This is a genomic window from Burkholderia sp. BCC1996 (genome assembly GCF_905339955.1).
Lineage (GTDB): Bacteria > Pseudomonadota > Gammaproteobacteria > Burkholderiales > Burkholderiaceae > Burkholderia.
The window spans coordinates 237,087-253,716 of sequence record NZ_CAJPHM010000006.1 but is presented as its reverse complement, the minus strand read 5'-3'; the positions used below and the strand labels follow the sequence as shown (position 1 = coordinate 253,716).

11 protein-coding genes are annotated in these 16,630 nt (G+C 61.3%); 3 read left to right on the top strand and 8 right to left on the bottom strand.

Annotated elements, in window-relative coordinates; translation table 11 throughout:
• Positions 1–29 precede the first annotated feature (29 nt).
• The 7 genes from U4Z64_RS11165 to U4Z64_RS11135 form a co-directional block, all read right to left on the bottom strand.
• The gene (locus U4Z64_RS11165) at positions 30–4,253 is read right to left on the bottom strand and encodes a glycosyltransferase family protein (protein WP_321819960.1); all 4,224 of its coding nucleotides are present in this window, start codon (positions 4,251–4,253) and stop codon (positions 30–32) included.
• A gap of 71 nt (positions 4,254–4,324) precedes the next feature.
• On the bottom strand, positions 4,325–5,593 hold the full coding sequence (wecC, locus tag U4Z64_RS11160) for a UDP-N-acetyl-D-mannosamine dehydrogenase (RefSeq protein ID WP_321819959.1): 1,269 nt from the start codon (positions 5,591–5,593) through the stop codon (positions 4,325–4,327).
• Between the two features lie 88 nt (positions 5,594–5,681).
• Positions 5,682–6,866, bottom strand: a complete 1,185-nt coding sequence (wecB, locus tag U4Z64_RS11155; protein ID WP_415750565.1) for a non-hydrolyzing UDP-N-acetylglucosamine 2-epimerase — start codon at positions 6,864–6,866, stop codon at positions 5,682–5,684.
• Between the two features lie 131 nt (positions 6,867–6,997).
• Positions 6,998–8,821 (bottom strand): polysaccharide biosynthesis/export family protein, encoded by a 1,824-nt coding sequence (locus tag U4Z64_RS11150; RefSeq protein ID WP_321819957.1) that lies wholly within the window; start codon positions 8,819–8,821, stop codon positions 6,998–7,000.
• 94 nt (positions 8,822–8,915) lie between these two features.
• Entirely contained in the window at positions 8,916–10,022 is a 1,107-nt protein-coding gene (locus U4Z64_RS11145; RefSeq protein WP_321819956.1) for a lipopolysaccharide biosynthesis protein, read from the bottom strand.
• Positions 10,015–10,677 carry an ABC transporter ATP-binding protein gene (locus tag U4Z64_RS11140; protein ID WP_321819955.1) on the bottom strand — a complete coding sequence of 221 codons (663 nt, stop codon included), beginning with the start codon at positions 10,675–10,677 and terminating at the stop codon, positions 10,015–10,017. Before U4Z64_RS11140 ends, U4Z64_RS11145 begins: the two co-directional genes overlap by 8 nt.
• Complete coding sequence (locus tag U4Z64_RS11135) at positions 10,674–11,477, bottom strand: ABC transporter permease (protein ID WP_321819954.1); 804 nt, start codon at positions 11,475–11,477, stop codon at positions 10,674–10,676. Before U4Z64_RS11135 ends, U4Z64_RS11140 begins: the two co-directional genes overlap by 4 nt.
• Before the next feature lie 331 nt (positions 11,478–11,808).
• Between U4Z64_RS11135 and U4Z64_RS11130 the strand changes: the two genes are divergently transcribed.
• Complete coding sequence (locus U4Z64_RS11130) at positions 11,809–12,621, top strand: mechanosensitive ion channel family protein (protein ID WP_321819953.1); 813 nt, start codon at positions 11,809–11,811, stop codon at positions 12,619–12,621.
• 175 nt (positions 12,622–12,796) lie between these two features.
• On the opposite strand, the gene U4Z64_RS11125 is transcribed toward U4Z64_RS11130, so the two are convergent.
• Positions 12,797–13,480 carry a DedA family protein gene (locus tag U4Z64_RS11125; RefSeq protein WP_321819952.1) on the bottom strand — a complete coding sequence of 228 codons (684 nt, stop codon included), beginning with the start codon at positions 13,478–13,480 and terminating at the stop codon, positions 12,797–12,799.
• Positions 13,481–13,651: 171 nt separating this feature from the next.
• Between U4Z64_RS11125 and mutL the strand changes: the two genes are divergently transcribed.
• Complete coding sequence (gene mutL, locus U4Z64_RS11120; protein ID WP_321819951.1) at positions 13,652–15,652, top strand: DNA mismatch repair endonuclease MutL; 2,001 nt, start codon at positions 13,652–13,654, stop codon at positions 15,650–15,652.
• Positions 15,649–16,623 carry a tRNA (adenosine(37)-N6)-dimethylallyltransferase MiaA gene (miaA, locus tag U4Z64_RS11115; RefSeq protein ID WP_321819950.1) on the top strand — a complete coding sequence of 325 codons (975 nt, stop codon included), beginning with the start codon at positions 15,649–15,651 and terminating at the stop codon, positions 16,621–16,623. Before mutL ends, miaA begins: the two co-directional genes overlap by 4 nt.
• Positions 16,624–16,630 lie beyond the last annotated feature (7 nt).

The following is a 16,630-nucleotide window of genomic DNA, read 5'->3' as shown; positions in this document are numbered from 1 at the left end:
ATGCATGAATCCCGATGTAACTTAGAGAATCATTGCGAGACCGATGTCTCTCCTGGCCTAGCCGCTTCCGGATCGCCCGCAAAGCACGCCAGTTCGCGTTGAATCACCGCATCGTGAGCACTCTGCCGTCTGACACGCCGTGCCGCGCCGGCACTCAGGTCTTCGAACAGTCGCGGATCCTGAATCAGCGCCAGCAGTCCCTCGGCAAGTGCGGTCGCGTCCTCCGCTGGCGCGAGCACACCGCATGTTTCGTCCACGAATTCGGGGATGGCCGCGACTGCATTGGTAACCGGGACAAGACCCGATGCCATCGCTTCGTCGCGCGATACGCCTTGCGTATCCATTCTCGACGGGCACAGGAACACCCCGTATTCCTTGTGCAGATCGGCGATTTCGCGCTGCGTCAGGAAACGCCGTTCGATTCGGACATTAGGGAATCCACGCAGCGGCGCTACGGTCTCGTCAAATAGCGCGCCGTCGCCGATCAGGTGGAACTGCATACGGTCGAAATCCGGCTTGTCCGACAGCGCGAGAATCGCGCTGACGCTCAGGTCATTGGCATAGACCTTCGACGCATAAGGACGAATCGACAGCACCTTCCAGCGCAGTACTGCGTCCTTCTCTACATAATCGAATCGCGTGGTATCGATCGGGTTATGGATGACGCTGTACGCATCCTCCGGCAACACCAACCCGAGGTCTTCCATTGCTGTGGTCGCGAGATACTTCGAGACAAAGACGAAGTGCATCGATCGTGGTCGGTCCGTCAGCAGGCTCCGCCAGAATTCCGAACGCCGTTCGCTCTTCAGCGCAGCGGCCGAACGTTGCTCCGCGTCGTCATACAGGAACGCGCGGCGCTCGAAGCGCTGGATGTCCGAGCCGTGAACCCAGACGACGATCTTCAATCGGTCGGCGTAAGGCTTAAGCGCTCGCCACATTGCATCATCGAGGAAGTGGACCAGAACCGAGCGGTATCGCCCCGTCTGAAGCAATCTATCCAGCACCTCCGCCCCCCCCGTCATCACATCGACGTTTTCGAATTCCTGGTACTCCACCGTTTGTTCGTCACGAAAGCGGAACACGTCGCATCGCACGCCATTTTCGCGATAGGCGCGCACCCGGCTATGCACGAACGCATTGCGGTACAAATCGTCGTAGGACGGATAGTGGTTTGTCAGTACGAGATGTTGGCCCTGAGAAAACACATCCGCGGGCAGAAGCGAACGATGGCCGAGCAGCAGCGATTTCACGCGCGCAGATCCGCCTGCGTATACCCGCAGGCCGATCCGCAAGAACGTCAAGCCTGCCGGCAACTCGACATCATGATTGCGATTCGAAGCCTTCACGACGTGGCCGATCCGCACCTTTGCACTATCGAGAAACAACACGACAACCTGGATGTTCAGACCAGGCGAAACTTCTAGATGGAACTGAAGTTTCCCGTTTTCGACCGACAGATCGGACGGCGATAAATCGCGATTGGCGTACCAATATTCGTGTGAGCCGTCCGGTAACGCCGAATCGACCTGCAGGCAACCGCCGCGTTCGACCATCGACACGCGGCTGTTCGCCGGCGCCGTCGCGAACAGCGATGCCAGTTCGCTACCGCGCAACTGCGGAAGGGCATTGCTATCGAGTCGCTCGGCAGCGATCGCTTCCGCCCTCCGCTGCATTTCGTCGAGCGTCAGTCCATGATCCGAAAGAACCACGTCGTCGACAGCCGCGCGGCCAGCCTCGTCCAGTGCGACACCGCTTCGGCAGTAGTTGAACTCGTCAACAGCGAAGCACGATTTGTGCTCGAATCGCGCGGTATATAGCTCCCTCATCCATTCGCGCAACGATACCGCGGGCAGGGTATCGAAACGCGCGATACCCGATCGCGCATCAACCTCGGCAACGGACGTATATGCAGTGTCCTCGCGAAGCAGGGACAAGCCTTTGCTACCCGACCATACATACTGAGCAACCTTACCGATCGCAAGCGCCTGCGAGTAGCGCGTCGCGAGTGCAAGATCCATCAGATAGTGAGCGCCGTAATAATCGTCCGCGACCATGACGGAAAGCCAAGCAACCGGCGATGCCAGTGCGTGCAACATTACCGTATCCGACTCAAGCGACGACAATACGCGCACCGTGTCCCCGTCCGGCACGCCGGCGGGTTGGAACTTCTCCGGCACAACGAGCACCAGCGTCTTCGCCTGATATTGCTGCCGCTCGAACGCTCGCAGCAGGCAGTCGGCTTGCACTTGATCCTTGGCGTGGGCGATTACGATGATCTGCGGCAGCAGCGACGGCAATGTCTCCTCGCTGACCTTCGAGATCACATAAGCCAGCCGATCCTGATACGTATGCTCGAGCATCACCTTGCGAAGGGCAGCAAGGCGGAGCTTCCGTGCGCCCGCTTCGTCGCTGCCCAATGCTTCGAGGCGTCGCCGGATCTCGGCGCCGCTATCGCTCGTTACGACGAGGTCGCCGAACATCAGCTGGACGCCACGCGAGAAGTTGCTGATGGTGATCGTATTCGATGCCAGCAGTTCATAGACGCGACGCGCGAACATTGACTGCGATTGCTTGATCGAGTTGAGGTTGATCGCGTATCGATAACCCTTGTACGCTTTGTCGATCTCCGCGTACGGCAAATTGCCGACGACGAACGGCTGGTATTCGTCCGGAAACTGATAGTTGGCGTCGCTTTTCCCGTAGTTTCTGTCGTAGATTTCCAGCGGACGGAACTCGGGCAGGTTGACGATGAAATTTCCCAGATCCCGCGTCCGCTCCGGATATCGGACGTAATAGGCCCCGGCAAAGCAGAACGCATCCTTCCGTTCGTACTTCTCGACGGGATTGTTGACGAGCGGTTGAGCTGCGAACGGCAGCAGATAGACCCGCTCGTGGCCGAGCGCGGCCTTGTAGCGGTGAATGCAGTCGATATCCGTCGTGAAGACGAAATCGAACAGCTTCGCCGTCGTCAGAAACGTTTCGAAATGAACCGGATCCTCCTTGTTCCAGAAGATCGTCGGAATCTTGTGATCGCGGCACCATTGAACGATACCGACGACTTCCTGACTTAAATGGCCGACCTTGCTCCCCCAGAGATCATCCTTGCCGCGCCACGCGGATTCGATGAACAGCATGTCCGGATTGAACGCATTGAGTTCGGTCTGCCAGTGAGCAGGCGTCAATTGCAACAGATTGCACTCGGGATCGTACGAGCCGAACGTGAACTCGTCCATGATCGCCGCGATCTTGAGTTGCTTCATCCGCTGAGCAAGCTGCTGACCGTCATCGTCGTGCAAGCCCTTCAATCGCGCGCGCGCAGCGGCCGCAACATGCTCGACGGTGTCCGGGAGCGATGAAGCCTGCACCGTTTGCAACGTGGGACGAACGTTGGCGCTCTTCAGCCCCTTCGCTTGCATGCCATCCCGACGTTGCTTCGACAAACGGTGAATCGCCAGCAACTTGCCCGGCAATGCGAAGAACTCGCTCCACGACTTGGTGCTGAATATCAGCGCGTGCCCGAGTTGAAACGACAGTGTGTTCTTCGTCCGAAGCACCTGCTGATTTGCGGCGATCAGTTGCTGGCGCAAGCGCTCGATCTGCGCGTTCGCTTCGGTGAGTGCCATCCTGTTGCGAACCGCGTCCAGCTTGAACTTCTCGAGATTGGCCGACGACGACTTGCTTTCCGAGCGCAACACCGAGAGCATCGAACCCATTTCCTGCCGCTCGATCGCGCGAGCATTGCGTTCAGCCTCCAAAGCCGCGATTTTCTGTTCGAGCGCCGCAACGCCCGTCGCGCGCAATTGCTCCTGCTGCCGCGCAACGCTCCTTGCCGCATCGACTTCGCTCGTCAGGCTGCCAATCGTCTCGCCGTGCCGCGACAACTCGGCCGCGAGCGCTTCGATAGTGGCGCCCGTGTCGGTGCGGTACTGACGGAAAGTCTCCTCCTCCCGGTTACGTTGTGCCTTCAACCCTTCGAATCGGCTCGTGAGATCGGTGATCGTCTGCTGATACCTAGCCATCTCGGAAGCGCCATCGGCGTGCAGCGATGCCGGACCTGCGTCGACACTTGCCAAGGCCTCGTGAAGCTCGCGCAACCGCGCGGTTTCCGCTTCGAGCCGCGACACAAGTTCGTCCTGCGCAGCGCGCTCTGCCCGCAGTGTTGCGCATAGCGCCGCATATCGATCTCGCTCCCGTCGCAAAGCGGCGATCTCACCCCGACCCTCACCTGTACCGACATCGATATTCACGCTCATCCCGACTTCCCTGCCTTTTCAGATTCGCCTTTGCTATTCCGCGTCGTGCGCGGAGCGCCGACAGGAGTCATTCAACCCCAGATGCCCTTCGTATCGACCAGTCGCTGTGATTCGCGCAGGGTCGGTTTCATCGCCTTGAATTGCGCGTGGTCGACCAGCATGACCAGAACGTCCGCACGCTCCAGCGCGCCGTCAAGATCCATCAATCGCGCGCCGCCGAACTCCAATTTTTGCGGAATCGCATCGATATGCGGCTCTACGACGAAGACTTGTTCCGGATACGCGTCGGAGAGCTTGTGCGCGATATCGACCGACGGGCTTTCTCGCAAATCATCGATATTCGGCTTGAACGCGAGGCCGAAGCACGCGATTCGAATGTCGCGTTGTGCCTTTCCGGCTGCGCACAGCGAGTCGACCGCCGCGCGCACCTTGTCGATCACCCAGTGAGGCTTCGAATCGTTCACTTCACGAGCCTGTCGAATCAACTTCGCCTGGTCGGGCGTCTTGTTGACGATGAACCATGGGTCGACCGCGATGCAGTGACCGCCAACGCCCGGCCCTGGCTGGAGGATATTGACGCGCGGATGGTGATTCGCGATGCCGATCAATTCCCAAACGTTGATGTTCAGTTTGTCGCAAATCAGTGAAAGCTCATTGGCAAACGCGATGTTGACGTCGCGAAATGCGTTCTCGGTCAGCTTCGACATCTCCGCCGTACGAGCGTCCGTGACGAGCAATTGACCATCGACGAACGTACGGTAAACCTCTTGTGCACGAACGGCGGACAGCGGATTCACGCCACCGATCACACGGTCGTTTTCGATCAGTTCGCGAATCACCTGACCGGGGAGAACCCGCTCCGGACAATAAGCCACGTAGACGTCGCACTCGGCCCCGTCCTTCACCGGAAATACGAGGTCTGGTCGAGCCCGCGCCAGCCATTCCACCATCTGCTCGGTCGTACCTACGGGCGAGGTCGACTCGAGAATGACGACGTCCCCCTTTTTGAGAACCGGTGCGATAGATTCGCTGGCTGCCTTGACATATGACAGATCCGGCTCGTAGTCGCCGTGGAACGGCGTGGGCACCGCGATCATGAAGGCGTCGGCAGCTTCGGGCCGGGTCGTCGCGCGCAGCCACCCCTCCTTCACGGCCGCATGCACAACGATGTCCAGCTCCGGTTCGACGATATGAATCTCACCCCGATTGATCGTATCGACGGCGTGCTGGTCGATGTCGACACCGACGACCTTGATCTTGCGCGACGCGAGCACCGCGGCAGTCGGAAGGCCGATGTACCCAAGCCCGATGACAGAGATGGATTGAATGGAATTTTTCACGGAACGTCCTTGAAGGTATGGTGGCGCGGTGCCCGGTCGGCACGCCGCGCGAATCAGAGCTGATCGGTCACAGTCGCTGCACGGGGCACTAGCCGGCAATCGCCCGCGCCACATCCTGGGTCGACGAGAACGACTGTGGATCATTTCGATCGCTCTCACCGACAAGATGGCGAACGATGCGCTCGCATGCACGGCCATCGCCATACGGATTGTGTGCACGCGCCATTTCCCCATAGCGCTCCGCGTCGTCGAGCAGTTCCCGACACGCCGCGACGATCCGCGCGCTGTCAGAGCCAATCAATCGAACCGTGCCGGCAGCAACGGCTTCGGGACGCTCCGTCGTGTCACGCATGACCAGCACGGGCTTGCCGAGTGACGGCGCCTCTTCCTGAATCCCGCCGGAGTCGGTCAGGATCAGTGTCGAACGCGACATCAGATAGACGAAAGGCAAGTAGTCCTGCGGATTCAGCAGATGGACGTTAGGCAGGCCCGACAGTATTTCCTCGGCCGGCAGCTTGACCTGCGGATTCAGGTGCACCGGATAGACGAAATCGACGTCCGTATAGTGCGCGGCAAGCTCACGGATCGCCTGACAGATATTCCGGATCCCTTCCCCGAAGTTCTCTCGGCGATGAGCCGTAACGAGCACCATGCGACGCCCGTCTTCAAGCGTCGGGAATGCATCGCGCATCTGGCGCCGGAGTACCTGATCGTGCTCGAGCCTGCGCGTCACTTGCAGCAGCGCGTCAATAACGGTATTGCCCGTCACGACGATGTCCCGGTCGCGAACACGTTCGGCGATAAGGTTCTCGCGCGACGCCACCGTCGGCGCGAAATGAATGTCGGCAAGCTGACCTGTCAGCTTGCGATTACCCTCTTCGGGCCATGGCGAGTACATGTCGCCGCTACGCAACCCGGCTTCGACGTGACCCACCTTGATCTTCAGATAGAACGCTGCCAGTGCGCTCGCGAACGTGGTCGTCGTATCACCATGCACGAGCATGTAGTCCGGCCGATACGATGAAAGGACGGGCGTGATCTCGCTCACGATGTCGCACGTGATCGACTGGAGCGTTTGCCCCGCCTTCATCAGGTTCAGATCGTAATCCGGCTTTATCTCGAAAAGTTCGAGAACCTGATCCAGCATCTGCCGGTGTTGTGCGGTGACGCATACACGACACTCCACACCCGGCTTCCCCCTAAGCGCGTGTACCAGCGGCGCCATCTTGATCGCCTCCGGCCGCGTGCCAAACACGGTCAGAATTTTCATGATAATTATCGTTGCTATTATTTTATGAGCCCCCGAAGGAGCAATCTGCCGGTGCGCTCGTGCCAACGAGCGCCCGCGGCCCTCTCGGTGTCACATGACGCGCTCTCTACGCGCCATGTGACGTGCTGCAACCATCACCAGAAGATCAACTTCGCGGCCACTGCCATCTGATACAGGATCTGCGTAATCCCGCGCGTGATCTCGATACTCTTCGACTTCACCTTCGGTAACACCATGAGTTCATCGCCGGCCTCGATCTTCGTACCACTGTCGGCCAGTTCAGCCTTGCCGTTCTGATGAATCGTGATGATCTTGCTGTTGTCGGCCTTCTGCGTATAACCGCCGACGTGGCCAACATAGTCGCTCGCCGTCATGCCCGATTGCCATTCAACCGCGTTCGGGAAGAGCACCTCTCCATGCACCATGACGACACTGGTTCTTTCGGGGATGTTGATGACGTCGCCGTCTTCGAGAATCACGTTCCCCATCGTCTGCTCGTTGAGTACGACCTGCCCCTTGAATTCAGTCTTGCTCGCGAGCGCAGCAAACTTCGTGATGTTCTCGGCTTCCTTCGAGCGCAGATTGGCCTCCTCGCTCGTAGCGGACGGCGCGGACAACGCCGCCTCCTGAAGCTTCTGCAGTTCGACACCCAACATTTCCTTTTGCCGGTCCGCAACCGACTTGCGGAACAACTGGGCTTCGTCCACGCGTGACAACGGATTGGTACGAATCCGACCCAGCACCTGTGCCATCGTCGAACCATACGGGAGCACCAATGCGTGCTCTCCTGAATGGGCCCCCTCGACACGCACCTGAATCGTGCCGGCGTAGCGATCCGAAGTGACCGTGAGCTGATCGCCGTCGTTGAGCCTGACGTTCGACGCGTTCGAAATCGCGTAATACTCGGTAGTCCGCTCGGTACCCTGGCGACGCACGATGCTGACATGCGTTGCACCGGGTTTCGGACGCGCGACCGCAAGTGCCTGCTGAAGCGTGATGACCGGCGTGGCGAATTCGAAGTCGTATGCGTTGTAGACCTCGCCTCGCACCGTAAAAACATGTTCGCGCGGCCCGACGACGATCACATCGCCATCGGCCAGTTGCAACTGATCGATCTCGCCATTCAACAAGAAGTCGTACAAGTTGAAACGCTTGCGCACCACACCGCCACGCTTGACCATCACGTCGACATAGCTGCCTCGGTCGACGTCGACGCCACCGGCCTTGTCGAGGTAGGACAGGATGCTTTCTGATGCAATGCCTCCATACATACCCGGCTGCTTGACATATCCGGTGACGAACACCTTCACCGGCTGCGCAACGTCAAGGCTGGCATAAACGTTCACGTTTGCCTTGTAGACCTTGCGCACTTCATTCAGCACACGCCCGTTCAAATCGGCATTCCGAACACCGGCAACCGTGACTGGCCCTACATTCGGCACGAAGATGTTTCCTTGAGGATCGACGGTCAATTGGCCGTCGAATGCGAAAGCACCCCACATCCGGAGCGTAACGGTATCGCCAATGCTGACCTGATAGCCCGGATTGAATCCGGTCCCCCGGCTGTTATGGAATGTCCCGCCAAACAACTGCGAGCCGAACATGCTATTCGGCGCCTGCGGGGCGACACTGACGTCGGCCGGACTCGGAGCCGCACCTCCGGGGCCGCCTTGCTGACGGGACACCTTGCCGCCTTGAAGCATCGTCGCGCCGGCTGCTACGTCGTCGGGGTTATACCCGAAGCCTGTCGAAGCGGCACCGCGTTGCCCACCGTCGGCAGCCGTTCTGGACGACGTCGAGCCACTATCGCTGTCGGTTCCCGAGAGCCCGAACAGCGTATCGCTGATCCCGGCCCAACCCGCCGTGCTCGCGGTGCCCAGCATCAGGGCAATCAATGCCTTTCGGCCTCTTGATAGATTGATCATCTCAATATTTGCGTTGTCGATGCCTGCTTGCATTCGCTACCCCCATCAACGGCAACGACGCTGTCCCAGTCATTCAAGTTCGTGCGAACTGCCACCACAATACAAATCGCGGCGGTAGTCGTATTCGTTACGTCCGGTGATCTTCGATAATCGCTTGCGCCAGCCTCACGACACCGAACAACAACAACAATCCGACAACGAGAGACATCATGATGTGAAGTCTGCGCGGGTACTCGGCCTCTTCCGGCAGGTTGGGCGTCACGATCACGGACAAGCTCTTTGCCTTGTGCCCCGATTCGATCCGGGCCTTTTCGAAAGTCGACAGCGATACCTTGTACAGGTCAGTTGCAAACTGGAGACGAGACTTGAGTTCCGCGTACTGCGCGGCCGTCCGGTTCATCTTGCCGTCGCCGGGCGCACTAAGCTTGGCTCTCTCGACGGCGATCTGCGCGACAAGCGCCGATAGCGCGTTACGCTTCGCTACAACCGGTGGCGCGTCATCGTTCATATACGTCTGCAGGTTGCGCAATTCCGCTTCGAGCTCCGCCTGCTTCGATTGCATTTCGACCACCATACGCCCGCCTGCTTCAGCGCTCGCCGTCGGGTCCAGCATGCCGGTCTTGTTTTCGAATGCGATCACCGAATCGCGGGCTGCCTTGACTTCGTCATACGAACGGTCGATTTCCTCACGGGCGAAAAGCATGTCGTTGCGCGAAATGCGATGCGACAACTCGTTCAGGAAGGTTTCGCTTTCGCTCAGCAACGTTCGATTGAATGTCTGCGCGAAGGTCGGCGACATACCTTGGGTCCGAATCGTCAACAGCCCTGTCTTGTCGTCTACCTCCACACTGACACGCCGAAGGTAGTACTTCAGCGCCTCCTCCCGCGTGGCGTGTGGCGAAAGTCGGTTGAGCAAGTCGAATCCAACATGGCCGAATGCCTCCTTGAGCTTCAGCCGCGCATCTACTTTCGCCAGCATGTCCGGCGATTCGATGTACTGTTTGAGCACTACCGCGTCGTCCCGCGCCGATGCATCGCCCCCTCCTCCAAGCAGCGCCTGAATATTCAACCCCGTCCCAACAGAACGGCCAGAGTCCTTGACCAGCACCTGCGATTCACTGACGTAGCGATCCCGGGAAACCAGCCCGAGATACAACCCGCAAACAACAAGCGGTACCGCGACAAGCGATACCTGCAGCCGATGCCCACGCAGCTTCCCCAACCAATCAGACATTGTTCTCTTGCTTGTAAACTTCGATTGCCTCATTCACGTCGGGGTAGTACGTGACTTTCCCGTTGCCGATCAGCAATCCGACATCGCAGACCCGACTTACCTCGTCGAGGCCGTGCGACACAAAAATGAACTGGCTGACGGCACGCCTGGCCATCATCAACGCCTCGCTTTTTTTTCTAAAGACGGCATCGCCGACCGCCGTCACCTCGTCAATCACGTAGTAGTCGAAGTCGAACGCCATCGACAGCCCAAAACCCAGTCGGGCCCGCATGCCCGTCGAGTAACTGCGGATCGGCATGTCGAAGAACTTGCCGAGTTCGCAGAAGTCCGCGACAAACTGCACCTTCTCCGCCAGTTCGGCCTTGCTCGCGTACAGGCGCGCGACGAACTTGACGTTCTCGCGTCCCGTCATGCTGCTTTGAAATCCGTTCGCAAGACCAACTGGCCACGAAATGCGCCGGTTCGTCACCACCCGGCCACGGTCGGGTCGATCAATACCGCCAATGATGCTGAGCAACGTGCTCTTGCCAGCACCATTACGCCCGATAAGGCCAATACTCTTCCCTGACGGCACTTCGACATTGACGTCCCTGAATACGTAATGTCGACCCGACGGTGTCTTGTACGATTTCGTGAGATTCTCGAGTCGAATCATGATCGCAGCAGGGATGGTTCACGTGCCTTGTACAGGGCCATGCCGGCAAACAGAACGACCAGCGCGCAGAACGCCGGGTATGCAAGCCCAACGCTTTCGACCGCGTATGCCGGCACGATCGTATGCCGCAACAATTCGAGAATATGAACGAGAGGATTCCACAACACCCACCCACGGTATTCGGCCGGAATTGTCGTCAGCGGATACATCACCGCACTGGTGAAATAAAGGGGACGCATGAACAACGGGATCACCTTCTCGCTAACCGGGAATTCGTGGCCGATAACCATGAAGATCATCCCGACACCCAGCCCCAGAAGAACAAGTACCGCCCAAATCCCAGCGAGTTCCGGAATGTCACCCAATTGAACGGGTTGCCCACCAAGGCCGAGAATAACCAACAATACAACCAGGACAACTGCGCTGATAATGCATTCGAGGCCCGCACGTGCAATCAATGTATCCAGCGGATGCACCGGTCGGTAGCTCAGCAGCCCGAGATTCGCTTCCAGCGCGTTCAAGGATCGCAGCGCAATGTTGATGAACATGAAATACGGCACCAAGCCGCAGATGAGAAATACGGGAAACGAAATACCGGGCATCGTATGTTTCGCGATCAAACCCAGGATTGCGAACAAGACGAGCATGTGAACGACAGGCTCGAGAAACACCCACAGATACCCGAGCCGATGCTTGCCGAACCGGGTCTTCAGCTCGCGCAAAAACAACGCATAAACGACTCTTCGCTGAATCGCAAATGCCTCGCCCAGCCTGGAATCCCCGTTTGGCGGTTCTGCCATACTCAACCCCGGTCATACTTTTATCGTTTGCGCCCTGTGCACGGTGGACTTTTTGCCCCGCGCCCCTGAATTTTTAAATCACCTCAATCTACCGAGGCGCCGCATTGTACCAGCTTACATAGAAGAAAACTTCCTTACTTTAAATCTTGTTAACGCTTCTACACATGCTTTCGATTCACGCGACGTATCTATCGTGCGGCAGTAAAACATACCTTTCCTTAGTCGCACGATGCAGTTCCGGAAGTTGTCGCCGAGATGTCTTGTAAAATCCGGTAATAATCAGACTACATTCGGCTTTAAACTGCCACGCCCCCCTCACCGCGGAGCCCATATGCTCGATCTCGCCACCACCCAGCAATTCCTAATGACCCGCGGCCTCGACTTGGGCCTCAACCTCCTCGCCGCGATCGTCCTGTGGTTCATCGGCCGCTGGGCGATCCGCCTCGGCACGCGCCTGCTGGGCAAGGTGGTACGCCGCAGCGGCAAGGTCGACCCGACGCTCACCGACTACCTGACCTCCGTAGTCAGCGTGCTGCTGACGATCCTGCTGATCCTTGCGATCCTGCAGATATTCGGTGTTCAGACCACGTCGTTCGCCGCCCTGCTCGCCGGCCTCGGCCTCGCGATCGGCACGGCGTGGGGCGGCCTGCTCGCGCACTTCGCCGCCGGCGTGTTCATGCAGGTGCTGCGTCCGTTCAAGATCGGCGACGTGATCAGCGCGGGCGGCGTCACGGGCACGGTGAAGGAACTCGGCCTGTTCGGCACGACGATCATCACCGCCGACAACGTCGTGACGATCGTCGGCAACAACAAGATCTTCTCGGACAACATCGCGAACTACAGCGCGACGCCGCATCGCCGCGTGGACCTGACCGCGAAGATCGCGAACGGCGTCGACGCGGCCGATGCGATCAACCGCCTGAAGACGCAGATCCAGTTGATCCCGAACGTGATGAAGGTGCCTGCGCCGGACGTCGGCGTGCTGCAGTTCACGCCGGAAGGCCCGCTGCTGTTCGTGCGTCCGTCGACGCAGCCGGAGAACTACTGGCAGGTGTACTGCGACACCAACCGCGTGATCCTCGAGACGTTCCGCGACGCGCAATACCCGACGCCCGAAACGCCGATCTTCCATCGCACGACCTGAGGAACGGTGTCGCCAAGCGGTTCGCGGGATTCCGACTGAAGTTGCCGGCGTCGAGCAGCCGGATCGGCCGATACCGCACATCGGCAATCGATCGGAGCGCGCGAACCGCACGGACGAAAAAAAAGCGTGGCAACTGCCACGCTTTTCACTGCGCCGAAGCGGAAAACGCGCAGGCTCAGCGGCCGCGCGTGTTCTGCGTACCGCCTGAATGCCGCCCGCGCACCAGCTTCCAGAGCGCGCCGATCGCGACCGGCACGATCGCCGCGCCGATCCCCGCCAGCACGATCACGTTCAGATACTGGCGGATGAACGGGATATTGCCGAAGAAGTAGCCGAGCAGCACCAGCAGCAGCACCCAGAGCAACGCGCCGACCACGTTGAACAGCTGGAAGCGCGCGACGCTCATCGACGACGCACCGGCAACGAACGGTGCGAACGTGCGCACGACCGGGATGAAGCGCGCGAGCACGATCGTCTTGCCGCCGTGCTTGTCGTAGAACGAGTGGGTCTTCTGCAACGCCGCGCGATCGAGGAAGCGCTCGAGCACCGGGATATGCGTATTGAACACCTTCGGCCCGACCCAGCGGCCGATCAGGTAGTTCACGGTATTGCCGGCAATCGCCGCGACCAGCAGCAGCACGATCAGCCCGCCGACGTTCATGTCGCCCGTCGCCGCGAACGCGCCGCCGATGAATAGCAGCGAATCGCCCGGCAGGAACGGCAACACGACGAGCCCCGTCTCGCAGAACACGATCAGGAACAGCACCAGATACACCCACGCACCGTACTGCCGGATGAAGTCGCCGAGGAACGCGTCGATATGCAGGACCAGGTTGACGAAATGAAGCAGCGTATCCAAATGCGATTCCTCGAAGGCGAAAGGGCCGGAGCGGCCGAAAAGCGGAAGTGCCCGCCGCACAAGGCGGTGCGCGGAACGCAGTCATCATACCGAAACTACCTTAAGGCTCCGTGAAAAAAACGTAAGCGGCCCCGGCCACGGCATCCGCCGCCGCCTCGCTATAATTCGGCCATGTCCGAAATCACCGAAACGGCCGCAGGCGCCGTGCCCACGCCCGCCGCGCGCCCGCTGCGCGCGATCCAGCCCCTGCCCGACCAGCTGATCAGCCAGATCGCCGCCGGCGAGGTGGTCGAACGCCCGGCGTCGGTCGTCAAGGAGTTGCTCGAGAACGCGATGGACGCCGGCGCAACGACGCTGCGCATCGTGCTCGAGGAAGGCGGGGTCAAGCGCATCTCGATCACCGACGACGGCTGCGGGATTCCGCCCGACGAACTGCCGCTCGCGCTGATGCGCCACGCGACGAGCAAGATCCGCTCGCTCGAGGAGCTCGAGGCGGTCGCGACGCTGGGTTTTCGCGGCGAAGCGCTCGCGTCGATCGCGTCGGTCGCCGAGATGTCGATCACGAGCCGCACGGCCGAGGTCGCGCATGCGACGAAGATCGACGCGACCACGGGCGCGCTGTCGCCGGCCGCCGGCGCGGTCGGCACGACGATCGAGGTGCGCGAGCTGTACTTCAACACGCCCGCGCGCCGCAAATTCCTGAAAAGCGAGCAGACCGAGTTCGGCCACTGCCTGGAAATGATCCGCCGCGCGGCGCTCGCGCGGCCGGACGTCGCGATCTCGGTGCTGCACAACGGCAAGGCCGTCGAGCACTGGAACGCGACCGAACCCGCACAGCGCGTCGCGAAGATCCTCGGCGACGGCTTCGCGACCGCACACCTGCCGCTCGACGAGCAGGCCGGGCCGCTCGCCGTCTACGGCTGCGCGGGCCTGCCGACCGCGAGCCGCGGCCGCGCCGACCAGCAATACTTCTTCGTCAACGGCCGCTTCGTGCGCGACAAGCTGCTCACGCACGCGGTGCGCGCGGCGTACGAGGATGTCCTCCACGGCGACCGTTACCCGTCCTACGTGCTGTTCCTCGATCTGCCGCCCGAAGCCGTCGACGTGAACGTGCACCCGTCGAAGATCGAGGTGCGATTCCGCGATTCGCGCTCGATCCACCAGTACGTCTTCCACGCGGTGCAGCGCGCGCTCGCGCGCCACGCGGGCGCGTCGCCGGAAACCACCGCGGGCGGCCATGCCGCACAACTCTCACCGGCGCCGAGCGGCCCCGCGTCGTTCCTGAATACGCCGCTCGGCCAGGGCGCGGCCACCGGCACGGGCGGCAGCGGCTTCTCATCGCCGTCGTCCTCTTCTTCTTCGTCGTCGGGCAACACGTGGATGCGCCAGGCGCGCATGACACAGGGCACGCTGCCGGTCGCGCAGCCGCTCGCGCTCTACGACGCGCTGTTCGGCCGCAAGGACACGGGCGCGGGCACGCCGGACGGCACGACGATCGTCGCGCGCGATGCGGCCGATGCAGCGGCTGCGCCGGCCGGGCCGCTGTCGGGCTTCGTCGCGTCGCCGCTCGCCGCCGCCGCGCACGACGAGCAGCCGCTCGGCTTCGCGCTCGGCCAGATCCACGGGATCTACGTGCTCGCGCAGAACGCGCACGGCCTCGTGATCGTCGACATGCACGCGGCGCACGAACGGATCCTGTACGAACAGTTCAAGAACGCGCTCGCCGACCGCACGGTCGCCGTGCAGTCGCTGCTGCTGCCGATCTCGATGACGGCGACGCCGGTCGAGATCGGCACGGTCGAGGAAGAACGCGACACGCTCGAATCGCTCGGCTTCGACCTCGCGGTGCTGTCGCCGACGTCGCTCGCGATCCGTGCGGTGCCCGCGCTGCTGAAGGACGCGGACCTGCAGTCGCTCGCGCGCGCGGTGCTCGCCGACCTGCACGCGTTCGGCGGTTCGCGCGTGCTCACCGAACGCCAGCACGAGCTGCTCGGCACGCTTGCGTGTCACCACGCGGTGCGCGCGAACCGGCGCCTGACGCTCGACGAGATGAACGCGCTGCTGCGCCAGATGGAAGCGACCGAGCGCGCGGACCAGTGCAATCACGGCCGGCCCACGTGGTATCAGCTCACGCTGAACGATCTCGACCGTCTCTTCATGCGCGGGCAATGAACGCTTCACCGCAGTCCGCCCCGACGACGATCGCCTGCCTGCTCGGCCCCACCGCCTCCGGCAAGACGGCCGCGGCGCTGGCGCTCGCCGCGCGCCGACCGATCGAGATCGTCAGCGTCGATTCGGCGCTCGTCTACCGCGACATGGATATCGGCACCGCGAAACCGACGCGCGACGAGCGCGCGAGCGTGCCGCACCATCTGATCGATATCATCGACCCGGCCGATGCGTATTCGGCGGCCGAATTCCGCGCGGACGCGCTGCGCCTGATCGGCGAGATCGCCGCGCGCGGCCGCACGCCGCTGCTCGCGGGCGGCACGATGCTGTACTACAAGGCGCTCACGCAGGGCCTCAACGACCTGCCGACCGCCGATCCGGCCGTGCGCGCGGAGCTCGACGCCGAGGCCGCGCGCGACGGCTGGCCGGCACTCCACGCGCGGCTCGCGCAGGTCGACCCCGCGACGGCCGCGCGGCTCGCACCGAACGATTCGCAGCGAATCCAGCGCGCGCTCGAAGTGTTCCTGCTGAGCGGGCAGCCGATGTCGGCGCTGCTCGCCGCGCCGCGGCGCGCGGACGACGCGGCCGCGGCCTATCGCTTCGTGCCGGTCGCGCTGGAACCGTCGGACCGCGCGGTGCTGCACGCGCGCATTGCGCAACGCTTCGACGCGATGCTCGACGCGGGCTTCATCGACGAAGTCGAACGGCTGCGCCGCCGCGAGGATCTGCATCTCGGCCTGCCGTCGATGCGCTGCGTCGGCTACCGGCAGGCGTGGGAATTCCTCGACGGCGACACCGACTACCGGACCATGCGCGACAAGGGCATCTTCGCGACGCGCCAGCTGTGCAAACGGCAGATCACGTGGCTGCGCGCGATGCCGGAGCGGATCGTCGTCGACTGCGTCGCGCCGGATTCGACGGCACAGGCGCTCGACACGCTCAAACGCGTGCTCGACGGCCGTATCGACAATTAATAACGGG